General features: G+C 68.3%; 17 protein-coding genes, 1 tRNA gene and 1 riboswitch. Of the genes, 5 read left to right on the top strand and 13 right to left on the bottom strand.

The features are described from left to right. Positions 1–194 precede the first annotated feature (194 nt). From pssA to GTO19_RS20940, 4 genes are all read left to right on the top strand, one after another. Positions 195–1007, top strand: a complete 813-nt coding sequence (pssA, locus tag GTO19_RS20955) for a CDP-diacylglycerol--serine O-phosphatidyltransferase (RefSeq protein ID WP_291024490.1) — start codon at positions 195–197, stop codon at positions 1005–1007. 213 nt (positions 1008–1220) lie between these two features. After that, positions 1221–2909, top strand: a complete 1689-nt coding sequence (gene leuA / locus GTO19_RS20950; RefSeq protein WP_291024487.1) for a 2-isopropylmalate synthase — start codon at positions 1221–1223, stop codon at positions 2907–2909. Between the two features lie 30 nt (positions 2910–2939). Beyond that, positions 2940–4481: a 2-isopropylmalate synthase gene (locus tag GTO19_RS20945; protein WP_291024485.1), complete on the top strand. Its 1542-nt coding sequence runs from the start codon at positions 2940–2942 to the stop codon at positions 4479–4481. A gap of 220 nt (positions 4482–4701) precedes the next feature. Further along, a complete protein-coding gene (locus tag GTO19_RS20940) occupies positions 4702–5784 on the top strand; it encodes a D-alanyl-D-alanine carboxypeptidase family protein (protein ID WP_291024516.1) in 1083 nt (360 codons plus the stop codon). Positions 5785–5802: 18 nt separating this feature from the next. On the opposite strand, the gene GTO19_RS20935 is transcribed toward GTO19_RS20940, so the two are convergent. From GTO19_RS20935 to GTO19_RS20875, 13 genes are all read right to left on the bottom strand, one after another. Beyond that, positions 5803–6585, bottom strand: a complete 783-nt coding sequence (locus GTO19_RS20935) for an IclR family transcriptional regulator (RefSeq protein ID WP_291024483.1) — start codon at positions 6583–6585, stop codon at positions 5803–5805. Positions 6586–6665: 80 nt separating this feature from the next. Beyond that, complete coding sequence (locus GTO19_RS20930) at positions 6666–7406, bottom strand: arginyltransferase (protein WP_291024481.1); 741 nt, start codon at positions 7404–7406, stop codon at positions 6666–6668. Then, the gene (aat, locus tag GTO19_RS20925) at positions 7403–8173 is read right to left on the bottom strand and encodes a leucyl/phenylalanyl-tRNA--protein transferase (RefSeq protein WP_291024480.1); all 771 of its coding nucleotides are present in this window, start codon (positions 8171–8173) and stop codon (positions 7403–7405) included. Before aat ends, GTO19_RS20930 begins: the two co-directional genes overlap by 4 nt. Positions 8174–8232: 59 nt before the next feature. Then, positions 8233–8595, bottom strand: coding sequence for a VanZ family protein (locus GTO19_RS20920; protein ID WP_291024478.1), 363 nt, complete (start codon positions 8593–8595; stop codon positions 8233–8235). A 70-nt stretch (positions 8596–8665) separates the two neighbouring features. Further along, positions 8666–8741, bottom strand: a tRNA-Asn gene (locus GTO19_RS20915). A gap of 55 nt (positions 8742–8796) precedes the next feature. Beyond that, positions 8797–10962, bottom strand: coding sequence for a TonB-dependent siderophore receptor (locus tag GTO19_RS20910; protein ID WP_291024475.1), 2166 nt, complete (start codon positions 10960–10962; stop codon positions 8797–8799). A gap of 72 nt (positions 10963–11034) precedes the next feature. Beyond that, positions 11035–11137: riboswitch (TPP riboswitch) on the bottom strand. 25 nt (positions 11138–11162) lie between these two features. Then, on the bottom strand, positions 11163–12215 hold the full coding sequence (locus GTO19_RS20905; RefSeq protein WP_291024473.1) for an NAD(P)/FAD-dependent oxidoreductase: 1053 nt from the start codon (positions 12213–12215) through the stop codon (positions 11163–11165). A gap of 66 nt (positions 12216–12281) precedes the next feature. Further along, positions 12282–12611 (bottom strand): ferredoxin FdxA, encoded by a 330-nt coding sequence (fdxA, locus tag GTO19_RS20900; protein ID WP_291024471.1) that lies wholly within the window; start codon positions 12609–12611, stop codon positions 12282–12284. Between the two features lie 102 nt (positions 12612–12713). Further along, positions 12714–14006: a GTP-binding protein gene (locus GTO19_RS20895; RefSeq protein WP_291024469.1), complete on the bottom strand. Its 1293-nt coding sequence runs from the start codon at positions 14004–14006 to the stop codon at positions 12714–12716. Further along, complete coding sequence (cysD, locus tag GTO19_RS20890; protein WP_291024467.1) at positions 14006–14965, bottom strand: sulfate adenylyltransferase subunit CysD; 960 nt, start codon at positions 14963–14965, stop codon at positions 14006–14008. Before cysD ends, GTO19_RS20895 begins: the two co-directional genes overlap by 1 nt. Then, positions 14962–15699 carry a phosphoadenylyl-sulfate reductase gene (locus GTO19_RS20885; protein ID WP_291024464.1) on the bottom strand — a complete coding sequence of 246 codons (738 nt, stop codon included), beginning with the start codon at positions 15697–15699 and terminating at the stop codon, positions 14962–14964. Before GTO19_RS20885 ends, cysD begins: the two co-directional genes overlap by 4 nt. After that, complete coding sequence (locus GTO19_RS20880) at positions 15696–16094, bottom strand: DUF934 domain-containing protein (RefSeq protein ID WP_291024462.1); 399 nt, start codon at positions 16092–16094, stop codon at positions 15696–15698. Before GTO19_RS20880 ends, GTO19_RS20885 begins: the two co-directional genes overlap by 4 nt. A 14-nt stretch (positions 16095–16108) precedes the next feature. Continuing rightward, positions 16109–17908, bottom strand: a complete 1800-nt coding sequence (locus GTO19_RS20875) for a nitrite/sulfite reductase (protein ID WP_291024460.1) — start codon at positions 17906–17908, stop codon at positions 16109–16111. Positions 17909–18094: 186 nt separating this feature from the next. On the opposite strand from GTO19_RS20875, the gene GTO19_RS20870 reads away from it, so the two are divergent. After that, positions 18095–18886 (top strand): hypothetical protein, encoded by a 792-nt coding sequence (locus GTO19_RS20870; protein WP_291024457.1) that lies wholly within the window; start codon positions 18095–18097, stop codon positions 18884–18886. The last annotated feature ends 1 nt before the right edge of the window (position 18887 follow it).

Here is an 18887-nt window from a genome sequence, read left to right as displayed (position 1 = left end):
AGCTTCGCGCCATGATGCCCTGGATCGCCAAGAACAAGCTGGTGGATCAGAGCCGCAACTGATCGTCCAGTCAGGCGCGGCAATTGCCGCTCCCGGGCCCGGGTCGCCATGCGCGGCCCGGGCCCTTCTCATTTGGGCCCCGGCACGTACACTTCAGAGCTTCCGGGCCGACGACATTTCCATAAGAACACGCCATGCACGACGGACACGAAACCGAGGTGGAACAACTGGGCGAGGTGCGCCGCCGCCCCAAGGGCATCTACTTCCTGCCCAACATGATCACGCTGGCCGCGCTGTTCGGCGGCTTCTACGCGGTCGTCATGGCCATGAACGGCCGATACGACCTCGCCACCGTGGGCATCTTCGTGGCCATGGTGCTTGACAGCCTCGATGGGCGGGTGGCCCGTCTCACCAATACGCAGAGCGCCTTCGGCGAGCAGATGGATTCGCTCTCCGACATGGTGTCCTTCGGCGCGGCGCCCGCGCTCATCGCCTATGAGTGGAGCCTGCGCGACCTGGGTCGCTGGGGCTGGATCGCGGCCTTCGTGTACTGCGCCTGCGCCGCACTGCGCCTGGCGCGCTTCAACGTGAACACCGGTGTGGTCGACAAGCGTTACTTCCAGGGCCTGCCGTCGCCGGCGGCGGCGGCGCTGGTGGCCGGCTTCATCTGGCTCATGCAGGAAACCGGCGTGGCGCCGCAGGACGTGAGCTGGGTCATGTTCGTGATCACGCTGTACACCGGCCTGACCATGGTCACCAACGTGCCGTTCTACAGCTTCAAGGACCTGAGCCTGAAGAAGAGCGTGCCCTTTGCGGCGCTGGTGCTGGTGGCGCTGGGCATCGCGGTGATCAATATCCATCCGCCCACGGTGCTGTTTTTCCTCTTCGTGCTCTACGGCCTCTCCGGCTACGGTGTGTACCTGTGGCGCAAGTCCAAGGGCCGGCCAACCAGCGTGATCAGCACCTCCACCGACGAGCCCGACGAGCGCGGCCTGCACGACGACTGAGCGGCACGCCGTCCCGCGCCATGGGCTTTCGCGGGCTTTGTGATACATTGCCACGCATGTTTTCCCAAGCCGCTTCGCTGCTACTACTGGGTGTCCGTCACGGGCAGATGCGGTAGCGCGCGAGCGACTCACACCAACGGCCCGTTTGCACCCGCAGCGGGCCGTTTGTGTTTTTGGGGCTGCGGGTTCTGTCGATACGAGAGAGTCCACACCATGCTGAAGCAAGCTGCTAGCAAGTACGCCGCCTTCCGGCCCGTCGGCCTCAGGGACCGGACCTGGCCTGACGCCGTCATTCGCCGGGCCCCGATCTGGTGCAGCGTCGACCTGCGCGACGGCAACCAGGCGCTGATCGAGCCCATGGACCCGGAGCGCAAGCTGCGCATGTTCCATCAGCTCGTGAAGATCGGCTTCAAGGAGATCGAGGTGGGCTTCCCCTCGGCCTCGCAGACCGAGTTCGACTTCGTGCGCCGCCTCATCGACGAGGACCTGATCCCCGAGGACGTGACGATCCAGGTGCTCACCCAGGCCCGCGAGCCCCTGATCCGCCGCACCTTCGAGTCGCTGCGCGGCGCGCGCAGCGCCATCGTGCACCTCTACAACGCCACCGCGCCCATCATGCGTCGGGTGGTGCTGGGCATGGACGAGGATGCGATCGTCGAGCTGGCCGTGGAGAACGCGCGCCTGTTCGAGCGCCTGGCGGCCGAGCAGCCCGACACGCGCTGGACCTTCCAGTACTCGCCCGAGATGTTCTCGGGCACCGAGCTCGCGTTTTCCAAGCGCGTGGTCGACGCGGTCACCGCGGTCTGGGCGCCCACGCCCGAGCGCAAGTGCATCGTCAACTTGCCCTCCACCGTGGAGCACAGCACACCGAACATCTTCGCCGACATGATCGAGTGGATGCACCGCCACCTCGCTCGGCGCGAATCCATCGTGCTGTCGGTGCACCCGCACAACGACAGGGGCACCGGCACCGCGGCGGGTGAGTTCGCGCTCATGGCGGGTGCCGATCGCCTCGAAGGCTGCCTCTTCGGCAACGGCGAGCGCACCGGCAACCTGGACATCGTCAACGTCGCGCTCAACCTCTACACGCAGGGCGTGGGGCCCGGGCTGGATTTCTCCGACATCGACGAGATCCGCCGCACCGTGGAGCACTGCAATCAGTTGCCCGTGCACCCGCGCCATCCCTATGTGGGCGACCTGGTCTACACCTCGTTCTCGGGCTCGCACCAGGACGCGATCAAGAAGGCCTTCGCAGCGCGCAAGGACGGCGAGATCTGGAACATGCCCTACCTGCCCATCGACCCGAAGGACGTGGGCCGCAGCTACGAGGCGGTGATCCGCGTGAACAGCCAGTCGGGCAAGGGCGGCATCGCCTACCTGCTCGAAACCGAGTACGGGCTGGAGCTGCCTCGCCGCCTGCAGATCGAGTTCAGCCAGGCGGTGCAGGCCGTAATGGACCTGGACGGCAAGGAGCTCACCGCGAAGGACCTGTGGCAACTGTTCGAGCGCGAGTACGCCCTGTCCGCCCCGGCGCCCACCAACGCCACCACCTCCGGGCAGGCCGGTGGCAGCGTGCGCGTGACGGCCGACGTCGACTGGGCGGGCGCGGTGGTGCCCGTGCAAGGGGAGGGTAACGGTCCCATCGACGCCTTTGTCAACGCGCTGAACGCGGCCACCGGCCGATCGGTGCGCGTGCTCGACTACCATGAGCACGCCATCGGCGCCGGTGCCCAGGCGCAGGCCATGGCTTACATGGAGTTGCGCGTGGACGAGCGCCATACCGTCTTCGGCGTGGGGCGCGACACCAACATCGTGTCCGCGTCCTTCAAGGCCATCGTGTCGGGCTTGCGGCGCGTGGCGCCCACACAGGCGCAGGAATCGATCGAACGCGTCGCGCCCTGAAGCGCGCGCCTACAACAAGGAGTCCCCACCATGAGCGAGCAATTGATCATTTTCGACACCACCCTGCGCGACGGCGAGCAATCGCCCGGCGCGTCCATGACCAAGGACGAAAAGCTGCGCATTGCGCGCCAGCTCGAGCGCCTGAAGGTCGACGTGATCGAGGCCGGTTTCGCGGCCAGCTCCAATGGGGACTTCGAGTCGGTCAAGGCCATCGCCGACCACATCAAGGATTCCACGGTGTGCTCGCTGGCGCGCGCCAACGACCGCGACATCTCGCGCGCTGCGGAAGCCCTGAGAGGCGCGAACCGCGCGCGCATCCACACCTTCATCGCCACCAGTGCCCTGCACATGGAGAAGAAGTTGCGCATGACCCCCGAGCAGGTGCTGGAACAGGCGAAGCAGTCGGTGCGCTTCGCGCGCAACCTGGTGGCCGACATCGAGTTCAGCCCGGAGGACGGCTACCGCAGCGACGTGGACTTCCTCTGCCGCGTGCTGGAGGCGGTGATCAAGGAAGGCGCGACCACGCTCAACATCCCCGACACCGTGGGCTACGCGGTGCCCGAGCTGTATGGCGAGTTCATCCGCACGCTGCGCGAACGCATCCCCAACTCCGACAAGGCGATCTGGAGCGTGCACTGCCACAACGACCTCGGCATGGCCGTGGCCAACTCGCTCGCGGGCGTGAAGATCGGTGGCGCGCGGCAGGTGGAATGCACCATCAACGGACTGGGCGAGCGCGCGGGCAACTGCTCGCTGGAGGAAATCGTGATGGCGGTGCGCACGCGCCGCGACTACTTCGGCCTCGACGTCGCGGTGGACACCACGCAGATCGTGCCCGCCAGCCGCATGGTGAGCCAGACCACAGGATTCGTGGTGCAGCCGAACAAGGCCGTGGTGGGTGCCAACGCGTTCGCACACGCCAGTGGCATCCACCAGGACGGTGTGCTCAAGGCGCGCGACACCTACGAAATCATGCGCGCCGAGGACGTGGGCTGGAGCGCCAACAAGATCGTGCTGGGCAAACTCTCGGGCCGCAACGCCTTCAAGCAGCGCCTGCAGGAACTCGGCATCGAGATGGAGTCCGAGACGGAAATCAACACCGCCTTCGCCAAGTTCAAGGAACTGGCCGACCGCAAGGCCGAGATCTTCGACGAGGACATCCTGGCGCTGGTGAGCGACGAGAGTGTCACCACCGAAAAGGAGCAGTACGGCTTCGTGTCCCTGTCCCAGCGCAGCGAGACCGGCGAGCGCCCGCATGCGTCGGTGGTGTTCACCGTGGAAGGCAAGGAGTTGCGTGGGGACAGCGACGGCAACGGACCGGTCGACGCGTCTCTCAAGGCCATCGAGCAGCACGTCAAGAGCGGCGCCGAGCTGCTGCTGTACTCGGTGAACGCCATCACCAGTGGCTCCACCGAGAGCCAGGGCGAGGTGACGGTGCGCTTGCAGCACGGCGGGCGTGTGGTCAACGGGGTGGGGGCGGACCCGGACATCGTGGTAGCGTCCGCCAAGGCCTATCTGAGCGCGCTCAACAAACTGCACAGCAAGGCCGACAGGGTGGCGGCACAGGGATAAAGTTCAAAGTTTTCAAAGACTTGTAGAACTTCCTTATCGATCGGAGGAAACTGGGCGCCAAACGGTGCCTTTTTCCATCGATCAATTAAGACCCCCTTCCAAGCTTTTGATATTGCTGATTTTTTTGTGACTCCCTATACTCCGCCCCAGCGCTGGTCCCCCTTGCTGGAGTTGAGTCATGTTGTTCCGTCCGATCGCCCTGAAATCGTTCATTGCCGCCATGGTGCTGGCTTTGATCGGGGTGCTCGGGCAAGGGGGTGTGGCCCACGCCGCCTCGGGCTCTTCGTCCAAGGCCAGCAAGAGCGCCAAGGCGCCCGTCAAGAAGGCCAGCAAACCGAAGGTGAGCAGCCGCTCGGTCAAGAAGGTCAACACCGCCAAGCGCAAGCAGAGCGTCGACTCCCGCAAGGTGAAGCTCGTCAAGGCTGCGCCGACGACCAAACCCCGTGCCCAGCGCGTCAGACACACGGTGCGCGCCGTCACGCCGCCGGCGTTGTCGATGGGTCAGAGCCTCGGGCTGCATGGCATCGATGACGAACTCGACCTGAACGCCAGCGTCGCCCTGGTGGTCGATCAGCGGACCAACGAGGTGCTGTTTTCCAAGAACGATTCGGCCGTGCTGCCCATCGCTTCACTCACCAAGCTCATGACGGGGCTGGTCGTGGTCGAGGCGGGTCAGGACATGGACGAGACGATCACCATCACCCGCGACGACATCGACACCATCAAGGGCAGTCGTTCGCGCCTGGCCGTGGGCACCCGACTCACCCGCGGCGAGGCCATGCACCTGGCCCTCATGTCGAGCGAGAACCGCGCGGCCAATGCCTTGGGCCGGCATTTCCCGGGCGGCCTCGACGCCTTCGTGAAGCGCATGAACGACAAGGCGGCAGAACTGGGCATGCACGATACGCGCTACGTGGAGCCCACCGGTCTGTCGAGCCAGAACCGCTCCAGCGCCCGCGACTTGGCCATCCTGGTGTCGGCGGCCTATGAGCGCCCCATGCTGCGCGACCTGTCCACCTCACCCGGCTACGAGGTCGACGTGGGCCGGCGCACGCTGCAGTACAACAACTCCAACCGGCTGATCAAGAACCCCGAGTGGGACATCGGCCTGCAGAAGACCGGCTACATCTCGGAAGCGGGCCGCTGCCTCGTGATGCAGGCCAGCGTGGCCGGGCGCCAGCTCATCATGGTGTTCCTGGACGCCAGTGGCCGGGTCGGCCGCATCCAGGACGCGGAGCGCGTGCGCCGCTGGGTGGAGCACCAGGGCCAGATGATCGCCACCAAGGTGCGTCCCCAGGGCTGATGCCCCGAGGGCCGCGAGTCAGCGGCTGGCCGGATAACCCAGCGCGGCCGAGATCTCGGCGGCCGTGGCCTTCAGCCGGGGCAGCCAGCCCTCGTCGATGCGGTCGGCCGGCGCCGAGATCGACAAACCCGCCACCAGCTTGCGCTGGTCGTCGTAGATGCCGGCGGCCATGCAGCGCACGCCCATCTCCAGCTCCTCGTTGTCCCGCGCCACGCCGGCCTGGCGGCATTGGGCGAGTTCACGCTCCAGCGCGGGCAGTTGCGTGAAGCTGTTGCGCGTGTTGCCGGCCAGGCCCGTGCGGGTGGCGTAGGCGCGCACGCGCGTGGGGTCCTCATCGGCCAGGAACAGCTTGCCCACCGAGGTGAGGTGCAGGGGCGCCCGCCCGCCGATCGCGCGCACGACCTGCATGCCCGAGCGCTCGCTGTAGGCACGCTCCACGTAGATGATCTCGTCGCCCTGGCGCACGCTCAGGTTCACCGGCTGCTGGATCTGCTTGTGCAGTTCGCGCATGGGCCCCAGGGCCGCGTCGCGCACGCTCAGGCGGGCTTTGACCAGGTTGCCCAGTTCCAGCAGACGCATGCCCAGGCGGTAGCTGCCGGCTTCCGGGCGATCGACGAAGCGGCCGATGGTCAGGTCATTGAGGATGCGGTGCGCCGTGGACGGGTGCAGTCCGGTCTTCTCGCTGATCTCTTTGAGCGAGACCGCCTCTTCGCGGGAGGCGAGTACCTCCAGCAGGTTGAACATGCGCTCCAGCACCTGGACGGTGGGCGCGGTGGGGGGGGAGTCGGATCGTTTGCTCATGATCGAATGTGCAAACTCCATCTTACAAGATGAAATCGCCGCACCGCAGCATTCTTGAAAGACCCTGCGCCGGGGTCGATTCAGGCGTGGGCGGGCACCCAGCGGCCGTCGATGAGCACCTCATGCGGCCGGAAGCCCGCCTTGTAGTTCATCTTCGGGCTCTGCGCGATCCAGTAGCCGAGGTACACGTGCGGCAGGTCGAGCGTGCGGGCCTGCTCGATCTGCCAGAGCACGCTGTACGTGCCGTAGCTGCAGCGCTCGTCGGGTTCGTAGAAGGTATAGACCGCCGAGAGGCCGTCGTTGAGCACGTCGATGATGGACACCATCTTGAGCCGGGCGGGCCGGCCCTGGGCGTCGGGCTCGTGGAATTCGACCAGGCGCGAGTTGACGCGGCTCTGCAGCAGGAACTGCGTGTACTGGTCGACGCTGTCGTGGTCCATGCCGCCGCCCGCGTGGCGGCTGTTCTGGTAGCGCAGGTAGAGCTGGTAATGCTCGGGCAGGAAGCACAGCTTGAGCACCCGGGTGAGCAGGCCGCCGTGCTGGCGCTGGCTGCGCCGCTGGCTGCGGTTGGGTTCGAAGCGGTCCACGGGCACGCGCAGCGGCACGCAGGCGTTGCAGCCGTCGCAGTAGGGCCGGTAGGTGAACATGCCGCTGCGGCGAAAGCCGTGCGTGACGAGGTCGGAGTACGCGTCGTTGTGGATGAGGTGGCTGGGCGTGGCCACCTGGGAGCGCGCCTGGCGGCCGGCCAGGTAGCTGCACGGATAGGGCGCGGTGGCGTAGAACTGCAGCGCCTGGAGCGGGAGGTCCTTGAGGTGCGTCACGCGCGTTCGTCGCCGATGGGGAAGTGCTCGCGCCAGTATACGGGGCTGAATTCCCAGCGGGGCGCGGGTTGCAGCAGGGCCAGGCGCACGTGATCCACGAAGTCCTCGCGCGGCATCAGGCGTCCGCCCAACGAGGCCAGGTGGGCGGTGTCCTGCTGGCAGTCCACCAGGGTGATGCCATGGTGGCGGCACAGCGCCATCAGGCCCGCCAGGGCGATCTTGGAGGCGTCGCTGCGCCGGCTGAACATGGATTCGCCGAACACCATGGCGCCGACGTTGACCACGTACAGGCCGCCAACCAGTTCGCCGTCGATCCACGTTTCCACCGAATGGGCCATGCCGGCGCGGTGCAGGCGCACATAGGCCTGCACCATGGCGGGCAGGATCCAGGTGCCGCTTTGGCCGTTGCGCGGCGTTTGCGCGCAAGCCTGGATCACCCGCTCGAAGTCGTGGTCGATGCGCACGTCGAGACGCTGCTCGGCTTGCAGCTTCTGAATCGTCTTGCGCAGCGAGCGGTGCAGGCGGAACTCGCGCGGGAACAGCACCATGCGCGGATTGGTGCTCCACCAAAGAATGGGCTGGCCCGAGCTGTACCAGGGAAAGATGCCGCGCGAGTACGCGGCCACCAGCGTGGGCACGTCCAGCACGCCGCCGGCGGCCAGCAGGCCCGGCGCGGGATCGTGCGCGCCCCAGGCCTGCTCGACCGGCGGGAACGGCTCCCCCGGCTCCAGCCAGGGCAGCGGTCGGGTGGGGGGCGTCTGGGTCATGGCGCGGGCGGCGTTGGCGCGGTCGTGTTCCCGCTATTGTGCGCGGCGCCCCCGTGGCATCAAGTGCGTGCGGACAACACGCGGCCCCTCAGGCGCTCGGGCAGCAGGCGCCAGGCCAGCCACACGGTCAGCACGCCGATGGTGTCGGCCAGCCAGTCGATCCACTCGCCGTAGCGCCAGCTGGTGGCCAGTTGCATGAGTTCGATCAGGCCGCCCCACAGGATGAGCCCTGCGACCACTGCCGTGGCTTGGCGCGGGTAGGCGAAGAGCCCCAGCAGGGCCAACCAGGCGAAGCCCAGGGCGTGCTGGGCCTTGTCCCAGATGTTCATGGCCTGCGGGGGCAGCAGCTCGACCGGTACCAGGGAGGCGATGGTGAGGCCGGCGACGCTGCACCAGAAGCCCAGGGTGATCAGGCGTTGCATGGCGTGCGGAAGATGAAAGGCCCCGAAACGACAACGGCCTTCGCAAGAAGGCCGTTGTGCGGGTGTTGGGTGGCTCCCCGACCTGGACTCGAACCAGGGACCTGCGGATTAACAGTCCGTCGCTCTACCGACTGAGCTATCAGGGAACAGCCTCAAATTATAGCGTCGTTTTGAGGCGGTTCCGGCCGCGGGCGAAGAAACTCAAAAATCGGTCTCCAGCGCCACGCGCAGCGTGCGCGACGCGCCGGGAAACAGGTAGATGTGTTCGTACTGGTACGGCGATTCCTGGAAGTAGCGGCGGTCGAACAGGTTGTGGATGCCGACGGTCCAGGTGGCGGCGCGGCCTTGCAGGCGCGTGTCGTAGCGCAGTGTGGCGTCCACGCGCGTCCACGAGGGCAGCGTGAGCGAGTTGTCGGGCACGCTCGCGCGCCGGCCTTCGTGCGAGACGTGAGCGCCCAGGCGCAGCCCGGGCACCGACCCGATGGCGCGCGTGAGGTTGGCGCGCAGCACCCAGCGCGGGACGTTGGTCACGCGCCGCCCATTGAGGGCGGGGTTCAGCGTGGAGCCCTGGCGCTCGGCGTCGAGCCAGGTCACGCTGGCGTCGTAGCGCCAGAGGCCCGCGCTGCGGCCACCGGCCAGTTCCAGTCCGCGGTGGCGTGCCTCGCCGTCGATGACGCGGGTGCACGAGCCCGGCACGCCATCGTCGCAACCCGCGGGGTCGTTGAGGCGGTCGCCGGAGACGGGGCGCGCGATGTCGAACACCGTGACCTGCCAGCGCGACCGGCCATCGTCGGACTTCAGGCCGATCTCCCACTGTTCGCTCTTGAGCGCGGGCAGCGCCTGGTTGGCGTTGCTGTAGCGCGCGCGGCCGGCGGCCACTTCCGACTCCACGCCCTCGCCCCAACTGGCGTACGCGGTGCGCGCCGCGTCGAGCTTGTAGGCCAGCGCGAGCCAGGGCGTGGTGAAGTTTTGCGTGTGGTCGGTGGCGCGGCTGCCGTCGGTGCGCACGCTCTGGCGGTCCAGCCGCGTGTGGCGCAGGCCGATCCAGGTCTGCAGCGCGGGTGTCCACTGGATCACGTCGGTGGCGAAGAACTCGGTGCTGCGCTCGGTGCGGTTGACGAAGGGGTCGGTGAAGTCGGGCAGCGGCGCGAACGTGGGCAGGGTGAACAGGTTGCCCGTGCCCACGGGGGCGTTGTTGTCGGCCTGGGGTTGGCCGCGCAGCGTGAAGCGGTTGAACAGCACGCCGGTGCTGAGCTTGTGGCCCACCGCGCCGGTGTCGAACTGGCCGTTCAGGCGCCATTGCACGGCGGTGCTGCGGCGTTCTTCGCCCAGGCTGCGAAAGTCGTAGAGGTCGAAGCCGCCGTCGGGGCAGTAGCGGTCGGCGTAGTAGGTGCCGCTGCCGGCGTCCCAGCAGCCATAGGGGTAGGCGAGGAAGTCGTTGGTGTCCAGCGACTGCCAGCCCGCCTGCACCTGCCAGTTCCAGCGCTCGTTGATGGCCTGGGTGAAGCGCAGGCTGCCGCTGAAGTTGCGGAAGTCGGTGGGCTGGCTCCAGGGCTGGGTGTTGATGTTGAGGCCCGCGTCGGCAGGAGGCAGGCTGTCGCCCAGCAGGCTCAGGCCGGGCACGGTGGCCTGGCGGCGCCGCGAGAGTTCGAACTCGGCCTCGAGCAGGCTGTCGCGCGAAAGGCGCGCGTCCATGGCCAGGGCGAGCAGGCCGCGCCAGCCCTCGGTCCCGGGCGCTTCGGTGTTGAGGCGCTCGCCGAGCACGTTGAGGCGGTAGCCGAGGTCGCCATCGGCCAGGCGCGCGCTCAGGTCCAGGTGCGCGAGGGCATTGCCTTCGCTGTTGATCTCGGCGCGGGCGCGGCGCATGGGTGTCGCGGTGGGGCGCTTCACCACGGCGTTGAACAGGCCGCCGGGCGCGCTGGTGCCGGCCTGGATGCCACTGGTGCCCTTGAGCAGCTCCACCCGCTCCAGATGGTCGATCGGCAGGCTGGTCTCGGCGCTGATGGGCAGGCCCTCGCGGCGGTAGTTGTAGCTGTGGTCGAGCACGAAGCCGCGCACGCTGGCGTAGTCGTAGTAGCCGACAGCGTTGTAAGCGTCGCTCACCGACGAGTCGAGCCGGTAGAGGTCGCGCAGGCTGCGCGCACCGGTCTCGGCGATGGTGTCGCTGCCGATGAGCGTGGCGCTGAGCGGGGCGGTGGACAGGGGCTGGTCGGCGAAGCCGGAGACCTCGCCTGTGGCGGTGGCGGCGCCGCTGCGCACCGTCACGGTGGGCAGAGTGGCGGGGTCGGATTGCGCGTGGGCCGGCGAAGCGGCGATCAGGACCGCGCAGGCCAGCGGGTGGAGAAGGAAGCGGAACGGTGGTGCCATGTGCGGTGTCCGGAGGACGGTTCATGGCAGGGGGCCGAGCCGCCGCGCCCGGGGCCGCACGGGTGTGCGGTGGTCGCTGTGCTCATGCTTCCCTGCGCGAGGATTACCTCAATCAGGTTCGAAGGGACTCTCTCAGTCGCGACCGGAGCCGGTCGAAACACCCCTAGCGGATGCGTTCGGAAACGCGCTCGGATTGTAGGTCAGCGCGGCGCCACGCCCAGCAGTTGGTGCAGGCGCGGGCTGGTGGTGGTGTATTGCAGCGGCACACGCTGGTCGGGCCGCAGGCGCGCGGCAGCGGCGAAAGCGGCCAGAGTGGCCTCGTGGAAACCGCAGAGGATGAGCTTCTTCTTGCCGGGGTAGGTGTTGATGTCGCCCACGGCGTACAGGCCGGCCTCGCTGGTCTCGAAGCCATCGGTGTTCACCACCAGTTGCTTGCGGTCCATGGCCAGGCCCCAGTCGGCGATGGGCCCCAGGCGCGGCGACAGGCCGAGGGCCACCACGAGCTGGTCGAGCGCGAGCGCCTGCGTCTTGCCTTGCGGGTCGAGCAGTTGCAGGGCTTGCAAGCGATCGCCTGTGCTGCTCAGGCCCACGGGCTGGCCCACCACCAGCCGCGCGCGGCCGGTGGCGATGGCGTCCTGCACGCGCGTCAGCGCGGCGGCGTCGTCCGATTGCAGCAGCTCGCGCCGGTGCAGCAGGCTCAGGCGCTCGGGCGGGGTGGGGCTGTCCAGCAGGCGCAGCGCCCAGTCGATCGCGAGATCGTCACCGCCGTGCACCACCACGTGCTGGCCGCTCCAGTCGTGCGCCGGGTCGAAGCGGTGGTGCACCTGCCGGCCTTCGAAAGCCTCGACGCCCTCGAGCTTGAGGCGTTTGGGCTGGAAGGCCCCCACCCCTGCGGCGATGAACACCAGGCGCGAGAGAAACCGCTGGCCGGTGGAGGTCTGCACGGCCCAGCGGTCATCGGCTTCGCGCGCCAGTGCGCTCACCGACTGGCCGAGGTGCAGCGTGGGCGCGAAGGGCTTGACCTGCTGGAGCAGGCGATCGACCAACTCCCGGCCGCTGCACAGGGGCAGGCCGGGGATGTCATAGAGGGGCTTGTCGGGGTAGAGCTCGGCGGGCTGGCCGCCGGCGTGGGGCAGGGCGTCGACCACGTGCGCCCGGATGTCCTGCAGGCCAAGCTGGAACACCTGCCACAGACCCACGGGCCCGGCGCCGATGACCAGCGCGTCGGTCTCGATCGGCGCGGCAGTGGTCACCTGGAAACCTTCGCGCGGCGCGCTGCGGTTCGAGCGCTTTCGGGCGGCCGTGCAGCGCTCATTCGCTCAGCGGATCAGCTCGCCGAGCTTGCCGGTCTTGTCTTTCCACTCCTCGGCGTCGGGCAACGCGGCCTTGCGCTTGGTGATGCTCTTCCACGTGGGCAGCTTGGCCAGCTCGGCGTTGATGTCCGTCATGTGGATCTGGTCCTTGGGCAGGTCTTCCTCGGCGTAGATCGCACTCACCGGGCATTCGGGGATGCAGACGGCGCAGTCGATGCACTCGTCCGGGTCGATGGTGAGGAAGTTGGGGCCTTCGCGGAAGCAGTCCACGGGACATACATCGACGCAGTCGGTGTATTTGCAGCGGATGCAGGCTTCGGTGACGACGTGGGTCATGGTGGCGGGATCGGACAGACGGAAAGCGGCGATTTTACGGCGCCGCACAAGACCGGCCGGGCTTGCCCTTGGTGGCTTCCCGGTCGGTGGTTGTGGGGTTATTCAGCGCACGAGCACGGCGCCGGCCGTGCGGTGGCTGGCGGTGTCCACCAGCACCAGCGCGCCGAGGGAGCGCGATTCGGCGAACGGGCGGGTGGCCAGCGGCTCCTGCAGCGCGAGTTCGACGTGGCCGATGGCGTTGGGCGGCAGTTCGCCCGCGTCCTGCTCGGCCAGGGTGTGGATGTCGATCTGGTGCACGATGCGCTTGACCTTGGCCTTGACCCAGCGGTGGCCGTGCAGCGCCCAGTACACGCGGCCCGGCACCAGCGTTTCGTCATCCAGCCAGGCCACCGTGGCGCTGATCTCGCGGCTCGCCTCGAGCGAAGCGCCGGCCGCGTCCACGGCCAGAAGCCAGTCGCCGCGCGACACATCGAGCTCGCGGTCGAGCACGATGCCTGCGCTGTGGCCGGCGGACACCTCGCCCGCCTGGCGCACGTGGTCCAGCACCTGCGCCACCACCGCGGTCTGGCCGTTGGGCGCCACGCGCACGGTCTGGCCCGGACGCACGTGCCCGGCGGCCACGCGGCCCCAGAACACGCGCCGGCCCTGAGAGGTGTCGGACGAGGAGGAGAACTTCTCCACCCACTGCACCGGAAAGGCCAGCGGCAAGTCGGTTTCGGGCCTGGTCACGGGCAGGTGCTCGAGGATTTCCAGCAGCGTGGGGCCGTGGTAGCCGCACCAGCCGTCCTGCTCGGCGGCGTCGACCACGTTCCAGCCCTTGAGCGCCGAGACCGGCACCACGGCCGTGGCGGCGATGCCGGCCTGTTGCGCGAAGGCGTTCAACGCCGACGCAATGTGGGCGAAGGCGGTGGCGCCGTCGTCCACGGCGTCGAGCTTGTTGACCGCGAACACCACCGAGGGCACGCGCAGCAGCTTGACCAGCAGGCTGTGGCGTCGCGTTTGCGGCAGCAGGGCCAGCGCGGGGTTGCGCCAGTCGAGCTTGGTGGCGTCCACCAGCACCACAGCAGCGTCGGCGCTGCTGGCGGCGGTGACCATGTTGCGGGTGTACTGCTCGTGGCCCGGGGCGTCGGCGATGATGAACTTGCGCGTTTCGGTGCTGAAGTAGCGGTAGGCCACGTCGATGGTGATCCCCTGCTCGCGCTCGGCCGACAGGCCGTCGGTGAGCAGGGCGAGGTCGGTCTGGCCCTGGCGCTGCACGCCGGCCAGGTGGTCCTGCAGCACGGCCTTGCTGTCGACCAGCAGGCGGCCGATGAGGGTGCTCTTGCCGTCGTCGACGCTGCCGCAGGTGATCAGGCGCAGCGCGGCGCGGGTGTCTTGCGTGGTGGCGGTGCTCATCAGAAGTACCCGTCCTTCTTGCGTTTTTCCATCGAGGCGTCGCTCGTCTTGTCGTCCATGCGCGTGGCGCCGCGCTCGCTGACCTCGGCGGCCAGGGTCTCGATCACAATCTGCTGCGGCGTGGCCGCCGTGCTCTCCACGGGGCAGGTGCAGGTGATGTCGCCCACGGTGCGAAAGCGCACGTCGCGCACCTGCACCTGTTCGCCGTCGCGCGGCGGGGTGAGTTCGGTCACGGGCACCAGCAGGCCGCGGCGGTCCACCACCTGGCGCTGGTGGGTGTAGTAGATGGAGGGCAGGCCGATGTTCTCGCGCGCGATGTACTGCCAGACGTCGAGTTCGGTCCAGTTGCTGATGGGGAACACGCGGAAGTGCTCGCCCTGTTGCAGGCGGGTGTTGAACAGGGTCCAGAGCTCGGGGCGCTGGGCCTTGGGCTGCCACTGGCCGAAGCCGTCGCGGTGCGAAAAGATGCGCTCCTTGGCGCGCGCCTTTTCCTCGTCGCGGCGCGCGCCGCCGAAGAGCGCGTCGAAGCGGAACTCCTCGATGGCCTCCAGCAGCGTGACCGACTGGTGCACGTTGCGGCTCTCGCCGGGGTGGGCCAGGCGCACGGTGCCGCGCGCCATGGAATCTTCGACGCTGCGCACGATCAGCTCGGCGCCGAGTTCCTTGGCGCGCTGGTCGCGGAAGTCGGTCACCTCGGGGAAGTTGTGGCCGGTGTCGATCATCAGCAGCGGGTAAGGGATGCGGCCCGCCCCGAAGGCCTTCTCGGCGCACTTGAGCATGACCAGCGAGTCCTTGCCGCCCGAGAACAGCAGGGCGGGGCGTTCGAAAGCGCCGGCCACCTCGCGCAGGATGAAGATGGTTTCTTCTTCGAGCGCGTCGAGGTGCGCGTTGCTGAGCTGGTGGCCGCTGTCGTGCGCCAGGGCGGCTTCGATCACGGCGGGTTCGGGGCGGGCGTTCATGCGGGGGTCCGATCGAGAGACGAGACGGCGGACTGCACGTGCAGCCCGCATTCCTTGGCGCTTTCCTGCTCCCACCACCAGCGGCCGGCGCGGAAGTCCTCACCCACGCTGATGGCGCGGGTGCAGGGTTCGCAGCCGATGCTGGGGAAGAAGCGGTCGTGCAGTTCGTTGTAGTCCAGGCCGTGCAGCGCGATGAAATGCCACACGTCGCCCCAGGTCCAGTCCACCAGGGGGCTGATCTTCACGCGCGCGGGTTCCTGCACCACCTCGGCCACCTCGGCGCGGGCGTTCGACTGCTCGCGCCGCAGGCCGGTGATCCAGCCGTCGTGGTCGGCCAGGGCGCGCGCCAGCGGCTCCATCTTGCGGATGTCGCAGCAGGCCTTGCGCAGCTCGATGCTGCGGTACATGGCGTCCTCGCCGTTGTGGCGCACGAAGTGCACCACGGATTCGTGTTTTGGTCGGAACACGCGCACGCTGGTGGAATAGCGCTGCTCGATCTTCGGGATGACGGCCAGGGTTTCGGCGTGCAGCTTGCCGGTTTCCAGCACGAAGACGCTGGCCTCGATGCCGGCGAGGTGAATGAGGTGCGTGACCACCATGTCCTCGACGCCCAGGCTGGAGGCCTGGGTGAGCCGAGGGTGCGCGGCGGCCTGTTCGCGCAGCAGGGCGATGGCGCGTTCGACCTTGGCGTCGAAGTCGGGCGAGGGGCGATCGTAGAGGTCGATGGCGCTCATGCTGGAGCCCCTGAGGCGTCGGCGAAGCGAGGGCGCGTGTGCACCGCGTCGCCCTGGTAGAAGCCGTTGTAGTGCGCCAGCAGCCGCTCGGCGTGCGCCAGGTCCTGGTCGTCCTTCAGCACGGCCTGCGTGAAGCCGCTGCGCTGCATCTGCAGCACCTGGTCGATCAAAACGTCGCCGGTGGCGCGGATCTCGCCCGTGTAGCCCAGGCGGCGGCGCAGCAGGAAGGCCTGGCTGAAGGCGCGGCCGTCGCTGAACCTGGGGAACTGCAGTTCGACCACGCGCACGCCGGCCAGGTCGGCCTCACGCGGGTCGTCGGTGTTGGCGATCACGAGGCGCTCGGCCTCGGCCTCGGGGGCGCTGAAGGTGTCGGCGCGGAACAACTGGATGCTCATCGTCGGCTCCTGGCTCAGGCGGTGGCGGCGTCGCCGGCCGTGTGGTTGGGCCGCGCCGTCGTGCTGCGCACGGCATTGGCGGCCAGCTTGAACGGATCAATGCCGACGCGGCGCAGCGTGCGGATGAAGGGCTCGCCGGATTCGCGCTGGTCGCGGTACGTGCTGAGCAGGGCTTCGATGACCTCGGGCACTTCGTTGGCGGCGAAGGACGGGCCGATCACCTTGCCCGGCGTGGCCTCGCCCGACAGGCGCTTGCCGTCGGAGCCGCCCAGCGTGATCTGGTACCACTCCTGACCGTCCTTGTCGACGCCGAGGACGCCGATGTGCCCGCTGTGGTGGTGGCCGCAGCTGTTGATGCAGCCGCTCATGTGCAGGTCGATCTCGCCGAGGTCGTGCAGCTCGTCGAGGTCGGTGTAGCGCGAGAGCACGGCCTGCGCGATGGGCAGCGAGCGTGCGTTGGCGAGGTCGCAGAAGTCGCCGCCGGGGCAGGCGATCATGTCGGTCAGCAGGCCGATGTTGGGCCGGGCCAGGCCCAGGCGGCGCGCCTCGCGCCACAGCTCGGGCAATTGGTCGCAGCGCACCCAGGGCAGCAGCAGGTTCTGGGTGTGCGTCACGCGCGCCTCGCCGCCGGAGAAGCGGTCGGCCAGGTCGGCCGCGCGCTCGAGTTGCTCGGCCGTGGCGTCGCCGGGCGCCTGGCCCACGCGCTTGAAGGACAGCGTGACCGCGCGCAGGTCGGGGTTCTTGTGCGGCGCCACGTTGCGCGTGAGCCAGCGGCTGAATTCCAGGTCGTCCTCGGCCGCGGCCTTCAGGATGTGGGCGATCTTGGCGTCGGCGCTCTTGCGGTCGCAGGAGAGTTCGGGCGGCGCAAAAAAGGCGCTCACGCGGTCGAGCTCGGCCTGGGTGATGGTGTGCGGCGCGCCGTCGATCTCGATGATGTCGCGGTACTCGGCCTCGACCTGGTCGGTGAAGGCCTGGCCCTCGGCCTTCACGATGATCTTGATGCGCGCTTTGTACATGTTGTCGCGCCGGCCGAAGCGGTTGTAGGCGCGCACCACCGCTTCCAGGTAGTTGAGCATCTGGTCCCAGGGAAGGAACTCGCGCAGCACCGCGCCGATGAGGGGCGTGCGGCCCATGCCACCGCCCACGCGCACCTGAAAGCCCAGCTCGCCATCGACATTGCGCAGCAGGCGCAGGCCCACGTCGTGCCAGGGCGTGGCGGCGCGGTCCTCGCGGGCGCCCGTGATGGCCACCTTGAACTTGCGCGGCAGGAAGGCGAACTCGTGGTGCAGGGTGCTCCACTGGCGCAGGATTTCGGCGAAGGGCCGGGGGTCGGCGACCTCGTCCACCGCGATGCCGGCGAGCGAATCGGTGGTGGTGTTGCGGATGCAGTTGCCGCTGGTCTGGATGCCGTGCAGGCCCACGCTCGCCAGCAGGTCCATCACGTCGGCCGAGCGGGCCAGTGGAATCCAGTTGAACTGCACATTGGTGCGCGTGGTGAAGTGCGCGGTGCGATCGGGCAGGCTGGGCACATCGGACAGCGCCGCGTTGGCCTTGGAGATGTCGTTGTCTTCCTTGTGGTCGAACTCGCGCGCAACCCGGGCCAGCACACGCAACTGGGCGCTGTTGATCTCGCCGTAGGGCACGGCCACGCGCAGCATGGGCGCGAAGCGCTGGATGTACCAGCCGTTCTGCAGGCGAAGGGGCTTGAAGGCGTCGTCGGAGAGCGTGCCGGCCTGCCAGCGTTCCAGCTGGTCGCGGTACTGGGCGGCGCGCTGTTGCACGAATTGGCGGTCGAAGGCGTCGTGGCGGTACATGGAATGGGCCGTGGGACCGCGTCGGGCGGTCGGCAAGGTCGTGGGGATGGGCCGCACTGTAGAAAGCCTTCTTTATTCGACGAACTACATTTTTTTCATGCCTGTATATCGATTCGAAATATGGAAATGCCCGCAGGCTATGGGCGGTGCCATTACCACAGCCAGACCGAAGTAACATCCCCCAACATGAGGAGCGTTGACGTCCGTATTCAGGTGATCGGGTTCTCCGATGTGGAGCGCCACGCCCTGAACACCGTTTTCCGTCTCTCGCGCGAGCGCGAGGTGTCCTACGGCCCCTGGCGGCCGGCTTCGGGCATGCTCGAAGAGGTGCCACCGGTGCTGCTGGTGGACGGCGATTGCGCCGAGGCGGTGCTCGTGCAGGCACGCGAGCCCCGACCGGGCCAGCGGCTGATCTGGGTGGGCGAGCACGCGCCCGAGCACGCCTGGCGGGTGGTGACGCGGCCCATCGCCTGGGCCGGCCTCTTGCACGACCTGGACGCCTCCTTTGCCGCCACCCAGAGCGATTCCGGCTTCCTGGACCTGGACGTGTCACTGCCCGCACCCCTGGAGATCGACGTGGGCGAATTCCCCTCGGCCGAGGTGCGCCGGGCGCTGGTGGTGGGCATTGCCGGGCAGGAATCGGGCTGCCTGCGCGAGCGGCTCGCGCACGCCGCGGTGTCCTTCATCGACGAGGCGCCCAGCACCGAGCGCGCGGCCGAGTGCATGGCCCAGCACCACTACCTGTGCGGGGTGTTCAACCTCGACGACCACCACATCGACGCCTGGGGCCTGATGCAGCTCTTTCGCGAGCGCTACCCCCAGGCCATGACCTTGGCCACCACCGAGCACGCGGGGCCGTTCGCGGGCTGGTGGCACCGCCGGCGCGTGCGGGTACACACCAGGCGGCTCGGCATTTCGGGCCTGCTGGCGCGGCCCCTGCAGCCGCCGGCCATCTCGCGCTACCTCGAAATGCTCTGAT

Source organism: Hydrogenophaga sp., assembly GCF_011772445.1.
GTDB lineage: Bacteria > Pseudomonadota > Gammaproteobacteria > Burkholderiales > Burkholderiaceae_C > Hydrogenophaga.
This window is presented reverse-complemented; position numbering and strand designations above follow the sequence as displayed.